The organism is Pseudomonas sp. WS 5410 (assembly GCF_012985645.1).
GTDB classification, from domain to species: Bacteria; Pseudomonadota; Gammaproteobacteria; order Pseudomonadales; family Pseudomonadaceae; genus Aquipseudomonas; species Aquipseudomonas shahriarae.
In genome coordinates, this window is the sequence record NZ_JAAQWS010000001.1 from 633,434 (window position 1) to 648,717 (window position 15,284).

Below are 15,284 nucleotides of genomic sequence, written 5' to 3' on the forward strand. Positions count from 1 at the left end.
AGCCAATAGATTTATCGACTGATACACCGTCATCGCGGGCAAGCCCGCTCCCACACAAATCCGCTCCCATACGCTCTATAACGGCAAAGGCTCCCGCGAGCGCAGCAGCATGCCCTGTGCCGGCACCCGCGCATGCCACTTCACGACCCCCTGGGCCTCGACACGGTACTGGCTGCGAAAGCGCTGGCCATCCAGGTCTATGTCCAGGAGCAGCAGAAAGTGGTCACCGTTGAGCTGCAGACCTTCGCTCAAGCGCTCGAACATCGCGTCGTCCATCGCCCCCAGGGCCTGGCGCAGTTCGCCCGCATCGCGATAGCCCCCCGCCGGCCGCGCGCTGACCAAGCGAGTCAGCACCGAACGCGACACCTCGCCCTCGTACAACGCATCCAGCAGCGGCAGCATTTCCAGGTTCAACGCATTGGCATTCAGGCGCCAGCCCGCCGTCTCGTCCAGGCTGCATAACTGCGGGTAACGCAACGCCCGCAGCGCGTCGGGCACCGCCAGCAGGTTCAGCTCACTGATATCGCGCATGCGTTGATTGGCCGCCAGGCGCGGTGGCGACTGGCGCAAGTATTCGTTGCTTTCGGCACCTTGCAGGCGGGTCTGCTGGTCGGCGTCGAGCCAGTCCGCCAGGGTCTGGGCCAGGCGTTCGGCGGCCATGTCCGCCCCCAGCAGATGCACCAACTGGCGCTGGGCACGTTCGGCTTCGGGGCCGATCAGCGCGTTGACGTTGAAGCAGGTGTGCAGGTCGCGAATCTGGATGCTCGCCTTGCCCCCCTTGAAGTCATAAGCCAACGGCTGCCCGCGCATGGCCTGCCAGAACAACGGGCTGGCACGCCACAGCGGGTCTTGCAGGGCCTGTTCGGTAAAGGCCAGCGCCGCCCGTTCGATCGCGCGCGCCTGCACCCGCTGTTGCACCAGGCGCACGCTGTCGACCTGCTGGCGCCCCTGCTCGACCATCCAGGCCATGCCTCCCGCCAGCATCGCCAGGGCCACCAGCACCATCAGCAACGCCGCCCCCTGCTGCCGTTTCTTGTCCATTGCCACGCCACCTTTTATGCAGATCCTGGCGACAGTCAACACAGTGGATGTTTCAACCAAGTGGCAGACTCACACAATTCCCGCAAAACCGTCACCGCGCCGTCATAAAGCCTCGGCAAACTGCGCCTTCATATTTCAAATCAATGGCTTGGAGTGGCGTTATGGGCGGTATAGGGATTTGGCAACTGGTCATCGTGCTGCTGATCGTGGTGATGCTGTTCGGCACCCGGCGCCTCAAGGGCCTGGGCAGTGATGTGGGTGAGGCCATCAAGGGCTTTCGCTCCTCCATGGGCAACGAACCCGGCGCCCAGGCGACAGAAAAGACCAGCCTTGAGGTGCAAGCCGAACCTCAGCGACCTGCCGACAGCAAACTCTGATGTTCGATATCGGTTTTAGCGAACTGCTGCTGGTGGGCCTGGTGGCGCTGCTGGTGCTGGGCCCCGAGCGCCTGCCGATCGCCGCGCGCAATGCCGGGCTGTGGCTGGGCCGGGCCAAGCGGGCGATGAATACGCTCAAGGCCCAGGTCACCCAGGAACTGGACCACGAACACCTGTTGCAGAGCATCGACCAGCAACCCTTGCGGCAACTGGAGCAGCAACTGCGCGACGGCATCCGCCTGGACGCCCCGCTGCCAGAAACCGCCACTCCCAAAGGACCACCTGCCCCATGAGCGACCTGCCCTTGCCTGCTCCGCGCCTGTCGGTGACCGGCCACCTGACCCGGTTGCGCTCGCGCCTGGTGCGCTGCGTCCTGGCGATCCTCCTGGTGTTTTGCGCGCTGTTCCCCTTTGCCCAACAGCTCTACAGCTTCGTCTCGCAACCGTTGCGCGATTTCTTGCCCAGCGGCGCAACCATGATCGCCACCGGGGTGACGTCACCCTTCCTGGCGCCGCTCAAGCTGACCATGATGATTGCCCTGTTTATCAGCATGCCGCTGTTGCTGCACCAGGCCTGGGGCATGATCGCACCGGCGGTGTATCGCCAGGAACGCCGCACCGCCGCCTGGTTGCTGGCCGCCAGCGTGGTGCTGTTTTACCTGGGCATGGCGTTCGCGTTTTTCCTGGTGTTCCCGATGATGTTCGGCTTCTTTACCAGCGTGACCCCGGACGGCGTGGCGATGATGACTGATATCGCCCTGTACCTGGATTTCATCCTCGCGCTGTTGCTGGCGTTCGGCCTGGCGTTTGAAATTCCGGTGGCTACTTTCCTGGTGATCTGGGCAGGGATCACCGATGTGCAGACCCTGCAGAAGAGCCGGCCGTATGTGATCGTCGGCTGCTTTGTGGTGGGCATGTTGCTGACCCCGCCGGATGTGTTTTCGCAGACCATGCTGGCGGTGCCGATGTGGATTCTGTTTGAGCTGGGGCTGCTGGCCAGCCGGTCGGTGAGCAAGCCGCGCACAGACGTACCGGCGGCGGATACGGCGGGCTAATTGCGGCGTGGCCCAGGGCCCGCAGACAATGACGCACCGCGCACGATAAACAAAATGTTGACTTAGTAAGGCGCCAAGATAAACTGCGCCTTATGAATATTTTAGAGAACAAACACCACATCATGCTGCGCGAGCTTGATGGGGTGCCAGCCGAGGTCAGGGACAGTGTCAAGCTGTGCTTCGAGCTGCTATCGGCCGCGGCCGCGATCAATCGTGTGTGTGCCATCCGTCTGGCTCGCTACAACCTGTCTGAGGGCCGCTTCGTCATCATGCTCACTCTCAAGAGTGCCGGCGGGAAGCTGTCGCCGCTGGAGTTGGCGACCCGCCTGTCAATTACCACCGGCACCGTTACCGGCTTGCTCGATGGCTTGCAGGGCGACGGGTTCATCAAGCGCAAAACCGACCCGACCGACCGACGCAAGCTGATTATCAGCCTGACCACCGACGGTAAACGCGTGGTCGATGAGGTGTTTGCCGAACACACGGATTGGATCAGCGGCATCATCCAGGGCTTGAGCATTGAGCAGCGCCAGGCATTGTCCGAGTCGATCTATTGCATCTCGGCCAGCCACGCACTGTCCCAGCAACTGCCGGATGAGCATTAGGCCCGGGTTTCAATTGCTTCAATCGCGGTAGTCACACAAGGAGGTGTTTGATGCTGCACAGTCAGCGAGTGATGACCAATTTCGGCAGGAAGCCACGGATCCACAGTGGCGTCGATGTCATCCGCCACAGCATGGTTTCCCTGGAACGCTACATCCCACCCACGCTTTACCGGCGCTTGTTTATCAAGCGTATCGCCCGCCATTCCCTGGCCATCGAAGGCTTTGAGTTTCGCCCGGTGCAAAGTCTGTTCGAACTGGAAGAGGCCTTGCGCCTGGTCAACGACAGCTATGCACGGCGCGGTATCTCCACAGTGTGCCGGGCCGGAATGCGCTTTTCGGCGTTCCACCTGTTGCCGGGCACCACCACCTTTGTGGCGATCAAGGATCAACAGATCGTCGGCACCGTCTCGTTGATCGAGGATTCCATGCTCGGTTTGCCCCTGGAAGAAGTCCATGGCAACGAGGTCGTCATGCAGCGCCTGGCCGGCGGCCGGCTGGCAGAGGTCGGCACCCTGGCGGTGGCTGCAGGTTACCGAGGCAAAGGGGTGCCCTTGATGCTCTACAATGCGATGTTTCGCTGGGCCATGCATTTTCGCGGGGTACAGCGCTTGCTGATCGCCGTGCATCCGCGGGCGGGAGCGTTTTATCGCAATGTATTGTTCTTCTCCCCCATGGGCCGGGTGCAGCCCTACACCAAGCTAAACAACGCCCTGTCGCTGCCCTTGTGTTTGGATCTGGGCAACGCGCCGGCGATTTTTCAGCAAGCTTATCGGCGCCCCGCCCTGGGGTTTGCCGTCGAAGGCCAGCGCACGCACTTCTTCGATTTTTTCTGCCGCAGTGACTACGCCCATATCCGCCTGCCCGCTACCGGCAGCGTACGCCGCTGGGACGCGCAAGAAGTGCTGACGCATATGGCGCGCTGTGGCGTGCATGGCCGAAACCTGTCGCCACGGGTCCAGCGAGCACTGGCCCTGGCGTAAGCACGTTCAAACGTCATTTCATGGAGGAAGCAGTATGGACAGCGGATTGCTGCGCGCGATATTCAGGGAAATAACGATCAAGCAACCGTTCGAGCGCATACCCGAACCGGCCTTGGTCATGGAAGCACAACAGAGTGTGGCGTCCTATGCCGACAGTGCGGCCCAGGGCCAGGCCTTGTCCGGCACCCACCTTTATCACTGTGCGCAGATGTGCGCGCTGATCAAGCCCGGCGACGTGGTGCTGGACATCGGCTGCGGCCCGGCGGCCCTGTTGCTGCAAGTCGCACGGCTCAACCCACGGGCCGAATTCATTGGCATGGACCTGTCGCAGAACATGCTGGAAGTGGCGCGTGAAGCGTGTCATCAGCAAGGCATCGACAACGTGCAACTGGTTGAAGATGACATGACTCGGCTCAGCATGATCGCTGACCGCAGCGTGGATGTAGTGATCTCGTCGATGGCCCTGCATCACCTGGAAAACCTTGGCCAGCTGGAAGGTACTTTTCGCAATATCTCCCGGGTACTGCGCAATGACCGGGCGATTTACCTGAATGACTTCGGGCGCCTGAAAACCATCGAGTCCGTCGACTACTTTGTCCAGCGCGCCAGCGACGGCGCGGACGCGGAAACCCTGTTGGACTATCGAAACTCGCTGCTCGCGGCTTTCTCGCTGGAAGAGTTCCAGACCCTGGCCGCCAGTTACCTGGGCCCGTGTGCCAAGGTCTATAGCACCGCGTTCAGCCCGTTGATGATGGTGATTCGCACGCCCAAGCGACGCTGCGTGAAGGTAATGAAACCCGAGTTCCGCCGCCGCTACACTGCGCTACCCGCCAGTCGCCAGGCGGATGTGAACCAGTTGCGCCTGTTCCTGCGCCTGGGAGGCCTGGCCAGTGCCTTTTGAATCCGCCCACCTGACATTTGCCCAGCAACAATGGCGCGAGGTTCTCGGTGACGCGGGTGTGCGCGTCGACCCGGCAAGCATCGAGCGTTTCGGGCAAGACACCATGTGTTCCCCCGCGTATGCCAGGGTGGTGATTGCGCCACGCTCAACCGAGCAAGTCTCGGCATGTATGGTGATCGCACAGCGCCATGGGGTTGCCGTGCATCCGATCAGCACCGGGCACAACTGGGGTTATGGCAGCGCCTCGACCAGCGACGCCCGCTGTGTGCTGATGGATTTGTCCGGGATGGACCGGGTTCTGGGGTTCGATGAAGAGCTGTCGGTGGTGACCCTGGAGCCAGGGGTGACCCAGGGCGATCTCGCCCGTTATCTACAGGAGCACAACTTGCCCTGGCTGACACCCGTCACCGGCGCGGGCCCGACCTGCAGCGTGCTGGGCAATGCACTGGAGCGCGGTTTTGGCATCACCCCCCATACCGATCACTTTCAGGCGGTACTCGGCATCGAAGCGGTGCTGGCAGACGGCACGCTGTACCGCTCGCCAATGGCCCTGGGGGTCACGGCGCCCTGCTTCAAATGGGGTGTGGGGCCGTACCTGGACGGGCTGTTCAGCCAGAGCGGGCTGGGCGTGGTGACGCAAATGTCGATTGCCCTGGTGCGCAAGCCCGAGGTTATCCAGCCGTTTTATTTCTGGGTGGATGAAGAGCAAGGGCTGGAAGCCGCGTTGGCAGGGATCAAGCGCATGCTGGACCTGGCCCCCGGGCAGATTGGTGGTATCAACCTGATGAACCGCACACGGCTATTGACCATGGCCAGCGAAGACACCCAGGTGGTGGGCATGAGTGAAGAGCAGCAACGGGCCGCCGCCGAAGCCCTGGGCCTGCCGGCGTGGATGGGCGTCGGTTCGATCTATTGCCAGAAAGCCCAGTACGCCCCGCTCAAACACATGATCAACCGTGAACTTGAGGCTTTCGCAAGCAAATCGATGTTCAAGAGCCGTGGTCAGTTGACCACCGCTCGACGCTTGCTAGGCCATCTGCCCGGCGGCTGGTCCCGGCGCTGGCAGCGGACCCTGGGCAAGATGCTGCAAGGCATCGACCTGATGGAAGGCCAGCCCAGCGAAGTGGCCCTGCCGCTGGCCTACACTGCCGGCGCCAAGCCGCTGCCCGATGCGCCCCTGAACCCGGCGCGGGATAACTGCGGGCTGATCTGGTACGCACCGATCCTGCCGCTGAAAATCCAGGAGGTCGCCGATTTTGTGCGCGCCATGGAGCGTCGGTGCCGCCAGCAGCAAATGCCTTGCCCGGTGACGCTGACCAGCCTGTCGAGTCGTGCCATCGACTGCACCGTACCGCTGCTGTTCGATCGTGCGGACTCCCAGGCGTCAACCCGGGCCCATGAGTGCTATCGCCAACTGTTCGCCCAAGGCAAGGCACAGGGCGTATTGCCGTATCGCGTGCCCGCCAGCTTCATGCACCTGCTGACCGACGCTCAGGGGCCCGCCTGGCAGCTCGGGGCGCGGATCAAGGCCGCATTGGATCCGGACAACCTGCTTTCACCAGGGCGTTACTGCGCCACAAACCCAACGCCTGACCAGGCCATGACCGCGTAGGTGGTATCGAGATGAGTGAGGAACGCAAGGACCTGATTGACCAGGGCCGCCTGGCCACCCGCAATCTGGGCGAGTGTCTGGCCGTTGACCAGGTAGCGCTGGCAACAGCCCTTGGCGCGCAGTTGGAGCCGTCTCTGGCGCGAACACTTTACAGCGCAGCCCAGGCCGGCCAGGCACTGGGCATTTCCAAGAAAGTCGCCGCCCTGGGCCTTGCACTGGGGCAGTGGCTGGAGAGCGCCGCCCTGCCCCTGCGCGAGCAGACCTGGGGCCTGCTGCTGGAGCATCCGTCGGACACCGTGCGCAGTTGGGCGGCCTTTGCCAACGCCTACTGCCAACGCAACAGCGAACCGGAGCAGGCTTTGCTGAGCCAGTTCCGGTTCGCCACCGACCCGCATTTCGGCGTGCGCGAATGGGCCTGGATTGCCTTGCGACCGTTGCTGGCCCGGGACCTGACGGGCGCACTGGAGATGCTACGCCGCCATGCCCGCAGCGATGACCCGCTGATCCGCCGTTTCTGCGTTGAAATCCTGCGCCCGCGTGGGGTCTGGTGCGAGCACATCGCCCCGCTCAAAGCCGAGCCGCAGATGGCCGAACCCTTGCTGATTGCCATGCTCGATGAAACCGACAAATACGCCCAGGACTCGGTCGCCAACTGGATCAACGACGCCAGCAAGACCCGGCCGGATTGGGTGCAGCATTTGTTCGAGCGCTACCCACCCAGCGGCAAAGCCGCCACCAGGATTTTTACCCGGGCTACCCGCAGCCTTTCTCAATAGATGTGAACAGGAGTCACAAATGTCGCTCAAAGAAAAGCTACAAACCGTCAAGGACCAGATGGCCCAGTTGCCTGCCGAGGTCCTGCACAAGTTCCAGGCATCGCTACAGACGCTGCTCGACAGCCATTTGGGCGACAAGGCTCTGAAGGTCAACGACAAGGCGCCCCTGGCGGTGCTCAAGGATGCTGACGAGCAGGATGTGGACCTACGCCAGTTGCTGGATAAAGGCCCATTGGTGCTGGTGTTCTACCGAGGCCTGTGGTGCCCCTTCTGCGGCCAGGCATTGACCGCCTACCAGCAGATGGTCGGAGACCTTGCCGCCTCGGGCGCCACCCTGGTGGCCGTGTCGGCACAAACGCCGGAGTTCACGCGCAAGACCCGCGAAGCCCTCGGCATCAAATACCTGTTGCTCAGCGATACCGATAACCAGTTGGCGCGCCAGTACGGCATCGTGTTCAAGCTCGAAGACGAGCTGGATGAGGTCTACCGCTCCCTGGGTGCCGACCTCAAGCTATTCAACGGCTCCGACGCCCTGACCTTGCCCCTGGCCAGCGCCTTTGTGATCGGCCAGGACGGGCTGATCCGCGCCGCCTTCGTCAACGTGGACTACTCGCAACGGGTAGAGCCACAGGCATTGATCACGGCCGCCAGCCGCGTATAACCGGCAACCCTCGCCGAAGGCACCCACGCCTTTGGCGAACCCACTTGTTCAGGGACTGACGACATGAAACGAATCGCAATCATGGGGGCCGGTGTAGCCGGTCACCTGGCCGCGCTGTACTTCAAAAAAAGGTTACCGGGTGTCGAAGTCATCCTGATCGGGCGTCCGGACCGCAAGCGCCCGATCGTCGGCGAGTCCACAGTCGAGTTGACTACCCACTTCTTCAAGGGCCTGGGGCTGGGGCGCCTGCTGGAAGAAAAGCACTACCACAAGTACGGCCTGACCTATTACCTGAAGCTGCGCAACAACCCCGAGTGCCGCAACTACGTGGTGCACGAGGCTCCGGGCGTGATCCGCATGCCGGCCTACAATCTCAACCGTTTCAGTTTCGACAAGGACCTGCGCCAGATTGTCGGTGATCAGCAGGTACAAATGATTGAGGCGGATGTCACTGCCGTCGACCTCAATGCCGGTGAGCACGCCACCCACCTGCTGACCCTGCGCAGCGCCGCCGAGGAGCAACAGCAACTGACCGCCGATTGGGTGGTGGACGCCACCGGCCGCAATCGCTTCATGGCGAAAAAGCTCAAGCTGCACAAAGAAGCGACGTACCAGCGCAGTACCTTCTGGCTCAGGCTCAAGGACTTCGACCGCAGCATCTTGTCCAGCATCACCGCGCACAAGGACAAGCATCACTGCTACGACCCGTACTACGTGACCCATCATTTTTATGGCAAGGGCTACTGGATCTGGATGATCCCGATGCGCAGCGACGACGGCAACGAGATGATCAGCATCGGCATCACCTACCGGCCGGACATGATCGAGCAGAAAATCGGCACCCTGGAGGCCTTCAAGGAAAAGGTCATGGCCGACCATCCGGTGATTACCGAGTTGATCGAGTCGGGCCAACTGGTCGATACCCAGGCCATGCACAACTACATGTACGAGGCGCGGCAATACTACTCGACCGAAGGTTGGTTCCTGCTGGGCGACGCAGCCTTTACCTTCGACCCGGCCAACAGCGCCGGGCTGGCCTATGTGGCGCAGCAGATCCCGCAAGTCGCTGCGATGATCGAGAAGGATATCCACGGCAGCCTGACACCCGCCTACGTCAACTGCCTGGAGTCGCACATCCAGGCGCAACTGGCCCTGCAGGACACCTGGAGCAAGTGGTACGAGGTGATGGACGACCCGTTCATGATGGGCTGGACCCTGCTGTTCGCCAACATGGCGTACTTCCACGTGGTGTTGCCGATGTACATGACCGGGGATTTTCTCGATGGTCATCAGGCCCAGCAATTTGCCGACCTGCTGCCGCGCTACACCCGCGAGATGCAACCCTCGCCCCTGCCGTTTGCCTGCCTGCTGCAAGAGATCCGTCGCTCGAACCCGGGCTTGAGCCCGGAGATGATGCCCAACCTCTACTCACGCACCATCAACTTCGACCTGTACAGGGCGGAGAACCGCGCACGGCCGATCTACGCCTCCAACTATTACCTGCGCTCGGCGCTGCTGCGGGTGCGGCTGATGAAAATGGTCAAGTGGTCGCTGTCCGCACGCCACTTCAAGTTGTTGCTGCGCCATGGCGGTGGCGCCGTGCAGGACCTGGCACGGGCTGCGGTCCTGCGCCTGCGCCCTTCACTGTTCTACAAATATGGCGAGTCGCCGGAGCTGCTGAAGTCGCCGTTTGGCAAGGAAGGTGGCTTCCTCGACCTGGTACGTCGCGGATGAATGGCATGGCGCAGGTCCGCACTGACCTGCTGGACCTGAGTGCCGTGCAACTGGCGTGGTTGATTCGCGGCAAGCAGATATCGCCGGTGGAACTGATCGAGCAATGCATTGCGCGCCTGGAGCAGGTCCAGCCACTGTGCAATGCGATGGCGGTCGACCTGTTCGAGGCTGCCCGCGACGCTGCCCGCCGGGCCGAAGAGGATGTGCTCAAGGGGCGGCCACTGGGACGCTTGCACGGCGTGCCCTTCTCCATGAAGGAAGGCCTGGGCCTTGCGGGGGCCCCCAAGACCTGCGGCTCACGCCTGCGCAGCAATACCCGCGCCCGCAGCACCGCCACGGTGGCCACGCGGCTGCTGGCGGCCGGCGCCATCCCCCTGGCCCTGGGCAATCAGGCAGAGATGGCGTTGTGGCCCGAAACGGACAACCTGGTGTATGGCCGCACACTCAACCCCTACGACACCTCACGCACCGCCGGTGGCAGCAGCGGCGGTGACTCAGTGATGGTCGCCAGCGGATGCGTGCCCTTTGCCCTGGGCACCGACGGCGGCGGCTCGATCCGCATCCCGGCGGCGTTCAATGGGATTTTTGGTTTGAAGCCGTCACGGGGACTGGTGCCGCTGAGTGGGCACCTGCCGCTGGATGACCAGCGGTGGTCATTGCCGGTGTCCCAAGCCGTTGCCGGCCACTTTGCAGCGGGCCCCCTGTGCCGGTACGCAGAGGACCTGGGCGTAGTGCTGGAGGTCATCGCCGGCAGCGACGGGATCGACCGCAATATCCACTCCGGCTACCAGCAACCGCCCCAGGCGACACCGCTCAAGCGTGTATTCATCTGCCTGCCGGCCCCTGTCAAATGGGGCACGCCACTCTCGCCCGCCGTGACTGCTGCGGTGATCGAGACCGGCCAGCGTTATGCGGACCAAGGTGTGGAGGTGCAAGCCTGGAGTGAAAGCTGTTTAACCAACGCGTTTTTTATCTGGCTGGCCGTACTCAAGTGCGAGACCCGTATTCGCCTGGCCGACTACCTCGGGGATGGGCAGCCACTGAATTATCCACGGGCGTTGTATGCAGCCCTGGCTGGCAGGCCGCAGTTCTCCCGGGGGCCACTGCTTGCCAGCTTGATGGACAGCTGCGGCGATCGGCTGGGCAACCCGGGGCTCGCGCGGTTCCTGAAGCAGCGCGATCACTTGCAGCAGGCCCTGGCCGGGCTGTTCGACGGCCAGAGCATTCTGGTGTTGCCGGCCACCCCGAGCGTGGCGCCGGCCCATGGCAGCGCCCTGAAGCGCCCGTTCGATATCGGCTATTGCGCACTGTTCAATGTCCTCGGTTTTCCGGCCCTTTGCGTGCCTATGGGGCGCCTCGACCAGGGCTGCCCGGTGGCCGTGCAACTGGTGGCCGGGCTGGGCCAGGACGCGTTGTTACTGGAAGCCGCGCGCTTTCTGGAAATGGAATTCGGCGGCTGGCGCAAGCCCCCGCTCTGACACCTCAAGTACTAGGACATCCCCATGCAAACCAACACCAGCGCTATCACGCTACAAGCCCCTGCGCCTGCGGGCGGGCAATCGGCCGTGGGCTCCCAGGCCGAGCATTTGACCCTGTTGTTCCTGATCCAACTGATCGTGATTTTCAGCGCCAGCCGCCTGATCTCCTGGCTCAGCACCCGCTGCCTGGGGCAAACCCCGGTGGCTGGGGAAATTCTCGCCGGGCTGGTCCTGGGCCCGAGCCTGCTGGGGTATTTTTTCCCGGAACTGCTCAGCAGTATCTTTGTGCCGCAAACCTCCACCGCCTTTGTCGCCACGGCCCAGGTCGGCCTGATTCTGTTGATGTTCCAGGTGGGCCTGGAATTTGAATTCGGCGCCCACCTCAAGGGGCGTAAACGCTCGATCATGGCGATCAGCCTGGGTGGACTGCTGGTGCCATTTGCCAGTGGCTTCCTGGTGGCCGAGTATTTCTGGCAACAGATCGTCGGCGACAAGCCGCCACTGCTGGCCTTCCAACTGTTTTTTGCCACGGCGTTGTCGATCACCGCCTTGCCGATCCTTGGGCGGATCTTCATGGAACTGGGGCTGTCCCGCTCCCGCGTGGCCACCCTGACGATTGGCGCGGCGGCCATCGATGATGTGTGCGGCTGGCTGATCCTCGGTGGGGTAACGTCGATCATCGCGTCCAATTTCAGTGTGTGGGCCTCCCTGGGCAGGATCCTCGCGCTGGCGGTGTTTATCGTGTTGGTGCTGTGGGTGGTGCGGCCCTTGGTGCTGCGCTGGATCATCGGCGACCTGGAGCGCAAGCCGCTGTCGGCCCAGGGTATTTCCCTGATGCTGATCGTGCTGTTTGGCAGTGCAGTGATTACCAACCTGATCGGCGTATTTTCGATCATTGGCGGTTTTATCATCGGCGTCGCCCTGCACACCCACCGGCCCTTTGTCACACAGTGGAATGCCAAGGTCAGTGGTCTGGTCAATGCGTTTTTCCTGCCGGTGTTCTTTGCCTACACCGGCCTGCGCACCGACATCGGCTCGCTCAACGGCGACACGGCGCTGCTCAATTGCTTTCTGGTGTGCCTGGTGGCGTTCGCCAGCAAATTCTTCGGGGCTTACGGCGCCAGCCGCTGGCTGGGCGAGACACCGCGCAACAGCGCGCTGATCGGCGTGTGCATGAACACCCGGGCGCTGATGGAACTGGTGGTGCTCAACGTGGGCTATGACCTGGGCGTGTTGCCCAAGGAGTACTTCACCATGCTGGTGATCATGGCCATCATCAGTACCTTTATCGCCTCGCCCCTGATCCGCCTGCTGACGAGTGAAGAGCGACGTATACCGGTGGGCCAACCTGCGGTGAAATAAGAGACCTGGCACCCGGCGTCATCGTCGACGGTTTTCGCCGGCAAGCCGGCTCCTACAGGGTCAGATGAGCCCCGGCTTTTTGTAGGAGCTGGCTTGCCAGCGAAAAACGCAAACTGGCTGCGTTTCTGCAGGTTGCCCGCATTATCGTTGACGACTTTCGCCGGCAAGCCGGCTCCTGCAGGAGGTGGGGGCTGGAGCTTACTTGCCCTCGGTCAACGCGTTGTAGCTGGTGAACAGGTTGCGATAGTCAGGAATGTGGTTGGAGAACAAGGTCCCCAGGCCTTCGATATCGTTGCGCCAGTCGCGGTGCAGCTCGCACGCCAGGCCAAACCAAGTCATCAGTTGGGCGCCGTTGGCGGTCATGCGGGCCCAGGCCGATTGCTGGGTCAGTTCGTTGAAGGTGCCGGAGGCATCGGTCACCACAAACACGTCATAGCCTTCGGCCAGGGCCGACAGCGCCGGAAACGCCACGCACACCTCGGTGACTACGCCCGCGATGATCAGTTGCTTCTTGCCGGTAGCCTTGATGGCCTTGACGAAGTCTTCGTTGTCCCAGGCGTTGATCTGGCCAGGGCGGGCAATGTACGGCGCGTCCGGGAACAGTGCCTTGAGCTCGGGCACCAGCGGGCCGTTGGGGCCGGTTTCGAAACTGGTGGTGAGGATGGTCGGCAGCTTGAAGTACTTGGCCAGGTCAGCCAGGGCCAGTACGTTGTTCTTGAACTTGTCGGGCTCGATATCGCGGACCAGTGACAGCAAGCCAGCCTGATGGTCAACCAGCAGGACAGCTGCGTTGTCTTTGTCCAGGCGAACGTAGGGTTTAGACATCATGATGCTCCTGGTAAAAAGGTGTTTCCCGAAATGGGCCGCACCGGAAAGAGTCAACGGTGTTTATGGCGCTGGGAGTCTAGCTCGTCGTCACTGAACCACTTTCACTGACAAAACCCGCCTATTGACCGTCCTCGCGTGCCCCGCTGATGGTTGTAGGAAAAAACCAGGGTCCCACTTTAGTCATCACACTAGGTGCTCGGTAGTGGTTGAATTAGACTTCACCATCTCAAAAATGGAACGATACCCATGTTCGACCTGAATGAGCTCTTCCTCTACGCCAAGGTGGTTGAGCATGGTGGTTTCGCAGCGGCCGGTCGGGCGCTGAACATGCCCAAGTCGACCTTGAGCCGCCGGGTCAGCCAGCTGGAAGCGCGGCTGGGGGCACGCCTGATACAACGCTCCACCCGTCAGTTCCAGGTCACTGATATTGGCCAGGCCTACTACCGCCACTGCGTGGCAATGACCGCCGAGGCAGAGTCCGCCGAGGAGCTGATCGCCTTCAACAAAGCCGAGCCCCGCGGAGTGATTCGCCTGAGTTGCACCACCGCGCTGCTCAATTACTGGGTAGCGCCGATGCTGGGCCAGTTCATGGCGCAATGCCCCAGCGTTGAACTCAACGTGAAGAGTTTCAACCGCAAGGTCGATGTGATCAGCGAGGGCTATGACATTGCGCTGAACCTGTGTTTCCCGCCCCTGGAAAGCAGCGACCTGGTGATGAAGCTGCTCGCCAGAAGCCCCCAGGTGTTGGTAGCGAGCCCGGCGTTTTTGCAGGCGCATCCATTGCCCCTACTCCCTGCGGACTTATCGGGACTGCCGACCATCAGTTGGGGCAACCCGATGCTGCAGTACACCTGGGGGCTGACCGGGCCAGAAGGCGTGACGGCTGAGATCTGCCACACGCCACGGCTGATCAGCGACGACATGCCGACCCTGAAAAGTGCGGTACTGCTGGGCGTGGGCATCGCCAACCTGCCACTGGCCGTGGTCAAGGATGAGATAGACGACGGCCGCCTGGTCAGCCTACTCCCCGACTGGCAACCCACCGAAGGCGTGATCAGCGCTGTCTTCCCTTCAAGGCGCGGGCTGTTACCGTCGGTGCGTACCTTGATCGACTTTCTGGCGCAGGCGTTTGAGGCGCAGCAGAGTACAAGGCATGTATATGACAACGTTCAACCATCAGGCCGGCGAGCACATTCAGATAGCCCAGGTAAATCATGACGGTCCCTCAGAACAAACAAGAACTGCTCGATGCCATCAATACCCGCTATGAAAAACTGCTCAGCGTCATCCGGCGGGTACCCATGCCCCGGGTCAACGAATGCAGCCTGGAGGGACACGCCAAGGGGACGCAGATGAGCGTCGCCAATCTGGTCGCCTACCTGGTGGGCTGGAATGAATTGGTGCTCAAGTGGCTGGACGCGGACGCCGCCGGTACTGTCATCGACTTCCCGGAAACCGGCTTCAAGTGGAACCAGTTGGGCCAGCTTGCACAGAAGTTCTACCGCGACTACCAAGGCATCCCTTTTGAGCAATTGCTCGAGCGGCTCGACAGCGCAAAGCAGCGGATCGTGTCCAGCATCCAGAGCCGCGAGAATGCCGAGCTGTATGAATGCCCGTGGTACGAGCACTGGACGATGGGGCGGATGATCCAGTTCAACACCGCCTCCCCCTATGACAATGCACGTGGGCGCTTGCGCAAATGGCTTAAGGCAGAAGGCCCCAGTTCTCAGCCTGCATAGGGACGGTGTCGCACCATGCCTCCAACATTGCCTCTCAGGCATTGATCGCAAAGGCCCGGTTTGTCCCCAGCGGGAGCATCGAGCACCTTGACGAACACGTCCCTGAACGGATGTTCGTCAAATTCGTTCGCTGACC

The 15,284-nt window shown here is 62.0% G+C and carries 16 protein-coding genes; 14 read left to right on the top strand and 2 right to left on the bottom strand.

Annotated elements, in window-relative coordinates; genetic code table 11:
• Positions 1–75 precede the first annotated feature (75 nt).
• Positions 76–1,041 carry a type II secretion system minor pseudopilin GspK gene (gene gspK / locus HBO24_RS02675; RefSeq protein WP_057440944.1) on the bottom strand — a complete coding sequence of 322 codons (966 nt, stop codon included), beginning with the start codon at positions 1,039–1,041 and terminating at the stop codon, positions 76–78.
• A gap of 161 nt (positions 1,042–1,202) precedes the next feature.
• Here gspK and tatA point away from each other — a divergent pair, with 161 nt between their 5' ends.
• The 12 genes from tatA (at position 1,203) to HBO24_RS02735 (ending at position 12,581) form a co-directional block, all read left to right on the top strand.
• Positions 1,203–1,418 (top strand): twin-arginine translocase TatA/TatE family subunit, encoded by a 216-nt coding sequence (gene tatA / locus HBO24_RS02680; RefSeq protein ID WP_057440941.1) that lies wholly within the window; start codon positions 1,203–1,205, stop codon positions 1,416–1,418.
• A complete protein-coding gene (tatB, locus tag HBO24_RS02685) occupies positions 1,418–1,711 on the top strand; it encodes a Sec-independent protein translocase protein TatB (RefSeq protein ID WP_057440939.1) in 294 nt (97 codons plus the stop codon). The genes tatA and tatB overlap by 1 nt, the downstream gene beginning before the upstream one ends.
• Positions 1,708–2,472 carry a twin-arginine translocase subunit TatC gene (gene tatC / locus HBO24_RS02690; protein ID WP_057440938.1) on the top strand — a complete coding sequence of 255 codons (765 nt, stop codon included), beginning with the start codon at positions 1,708–1,710 and terminating at the stop codon, positions 2,470–2,472. Before tatB ends, tatC begins: the two co-directional genes overlap by 4 nt.
• A gap of 92 nt (positions 2,473–2,564) precedes the next feature.
• Positions 2,565–3,077, top strand: coding sequence for a MarR family transcriptional regulator (locus tag HBO24_RS02695; protein WP_057440936.1), 513 nt, complete (start codon positions 2,565–2,567; stop codon positions 3,075–3,077).
• A 50-nt stretch (positions 3,078–3,127) separates the two neighbouring features.
• On the top strand, positions 3,128–4,057 hold the full coding sequence (locus HBO24_RS02700) for a GNAT family N-acetyltransferase (protein WP_170059253.1): 930 nt from the start codon (positions 3,128–3,130) through the stop codon (positions 4,055–4,057).
• Positions 4,058–4,091: 34 nt separating this feature from the next.
• Entirely contained in the window at positions 4,092–4,958 is an 867-nt protein-coding gene (locus HBO24_RS02705; RefSeq protein ID WP_057440933.1) for a class I SAM-dependent methyltransferase, read from the top strand.
• A complete protein-coding gene (locus tag HBO24_RS02710) occupies positions 4,948–6,570 on the top strand; it encodes an FAD-binding oxidoreductase (protein ID WP_170059254.1) in 1,623 nt (540 codons plus the stop codon). Before HBO24_RS02705 ends, HBO24_RS02710 begins: the two co-directional genes overlap by 11 nt.
• A gap of 11 nt (positions 6,571–6,581) precedes the next feature.
• The gene (locus HBO24_RS02715; RefSeq protein ID WP_169989773.1) at positions 6,582–7,346 is read left to right on the top strand and encodes a hypothetical protein; all 765 of its coding nucleotides are present in this window, start codon (positions 6,582–6,584) and stop codon (positions 7,344–7,346) included.
• A gap of 19 nt (positions 7,347–7,365) precedes the next feature.
• Complete coding sequence (locus HBO24_RS02720; RefSeq protein WP_057959294.1) at positions 7,366–8,007, top strand: peroxiredoxin-like family protein; 642 nt, start codon at positions 7,366–7,368, stop codon at positions 8,005–8,007.
• 63 nt (positions 8,008–8,070) lie between these two features.
• The gene (locus tag HBO24_RS02725; protein ID WP_057440925.1) at positions 8,071–9,741 is read left to right on the top strand and encodes a tryptophan 7-halogenase; all 1,671 of its coding nucleotides are present in this window, start codon (positions 8,071–8,073) and stop codon (positions 9,739–9,741) included.
• Positions 9,742–9,746: 5 nt separating this feature from the next.
• Complete coding sequence (locus HBO24_RS02730; RefSeq protein ID WP_233092115.1) at positions 9,747–11,219, top strand: amidase; 1,473 nt, start codon at positions 9,747–9,749, stop codon at positions 11,217–11,219.
• A 24-nt stretch (positions 11,220–11,243) separates the two neighbouring features.
• Positions 11,244–12,581, top strand: a complete 1,338-nt coding sequence (locus tag HBO24_RS02735) for a cation:proton antiporter (protein WP_057440923.1) — start codon at positions 11,244–11,246, stop codon at positions 12,579–12,581.
• A 198-nt stretch (positions 12,582–12,779) separates the two neighbouring features.
• On the opposite strand, the gene ycaC is transcribed toward HBO24_RS02735, so the two are convergent.
• Positions 12,780–13,406, bottom strand: coding sequence for an isochorismate family cysteine hydrolase YcaC (gene ycaC, locus HBO24_RS02740; protein WP_032861405.1), 627 nt, complete (start codon positions 13,404–13,406; stop codon positions 12,780–12,782).
• Positions 13,407–13,655: 249 nt separating this feature from the next.
• On the opposite strand from ycaC, the gene HBO24_RS02745 reads away from it, so the two are divergent.
• Both HBO24_RS02745 and HBO24_RS02750 read left to right on the top strand, forming a co-directional pair.
• Positions 13,656–14,627: a LysR substrate-binding domain-containing protein gene (locus HBO24_RS02745; RefSeq protein WP_170059256.1), complete on the top strand. Its 972-nt coding sequence runs from the start codon at positions 13,656–13,658 to the stop codon at positions 14,625–14,627.
• A complete protein-coding gene (locus tag HBO24_RS02750; protein WP_170059257.1) occupies positions 14,624–15,148 on the top strand; it encodes a ClbS/DfsB family four-helix bundle protein in 525 nt (174 codons plus the stop codon). The genes HBO24_RS02745 and HBO24_RS02750 overlap by 4 nt, the downstream gene beginning before the upstream one ends.
• The last annotated feature ends 136 nt before the right edge of the window (positions 15,149–15,284 follow it).

Bases quoted from the DNA above. Each gene is read 5' to 3' on its own strand.
- gspK (WP_057440944.1), bottom strand. From the start codon at position 1,041: ATGGACAAGAAACGGCAGCAGGGGGCGGCGTTGCTGATGGTGCTGGTG.
- tatA (WP_057440941.1), top strand. From the start codon at position 1,203: ATGGGCGGTATAGGGATTTGGCAACTGGTCATCGTGCTGCTGATCGTG.
- tatB (WP_057440939.1), top strand. From the start codon at position 1,418: ATGTTCGATATCGGTTTTAGCGAACTGCTGCTGGTGGGCCTGGTGGCG.
- tatC (WP_057440938.1), top strand. From the start codon at position 1,708: ATGAGCGACCTGCCCTTGCCTGCTCCGCGCCTGTCGGTGACCGGCCAC.
- HBO24_RS02695 (WP_057440936.1), top strand. From the start codon at position 2,565: ATGAATATTTTAGAGAACAAACACCACATCATGCTGCGCGAGCTTGAT.
- HBO24_RS02700 (WP_170059253.1), top strand. From the start codon at position 3,128: ATGCTGCACAGTCAGCGAGTGATGACCAATTTCGGCAGGAAGCCACGG.
- HBO24_RS02705 (WP_057440933.1), top strand. From the start codon at position 4,092: ATGGACAGCGGATTGCTGCGCGCGATATTCAGGGAAATAACGATCAAG.
- HBO24_RS02715 (WP_169989773.1), top strand. From the start codon at position 6,582: ATGAGTGAGGAACGCAAGGACCTGATTGACCAGGGCCGCCTGGCCACC.
- HBO24_RS02720 (WP_057959294.1), top strand. From the start codon at position 7,366: ATGTCGCTCAAAGAAAAGCTACAAACCGTCAAGGACCAGATGGCCCAG.
- HBO24_RS02725 (WP_057440925.1), top strand. From the start codon at position 8,071: ATGAAACGAATCGCAATCATGGGGGCCGGTGTAGCCGGTCACCTGGCC.
- HBO24_RS02730 (WP_233092115.1), top strand. From the start codon at position 9,747: ATGGCGCAGGTCCGCACTGACCTGCTGGACCTGAGTGCCGTGCAACTG.
- HBO24_RS02735 (WP_057440923.1), top strand. From the start codon at position 11,244: ATGCAAACCAACACCAGCGCTATCACGCTACAAGCCCCTGCGCCTGCG.
- ycaC (WP_032861405.1), bottom strand. From the start codon at position 13,406: ATGTCTAAACCCTACGTTCGCCTGGACAAAGACAACGCAGCTGTCCTG.
- HBO24_RS02745 (WP_170059256.1), top strand. From the start codon at position 13,656: ATGTTCGACCTGAATGAGCTCTTCCTCTACGCCAAGGTGGTTGAGCAT.
- HBO24_RS02750 (WP_170059257.1), top strand. From the start codon at position 14,624: ATGACGGTCCCTCAGAACAAACAAGAACTGCTCGATGCCATCAATACC.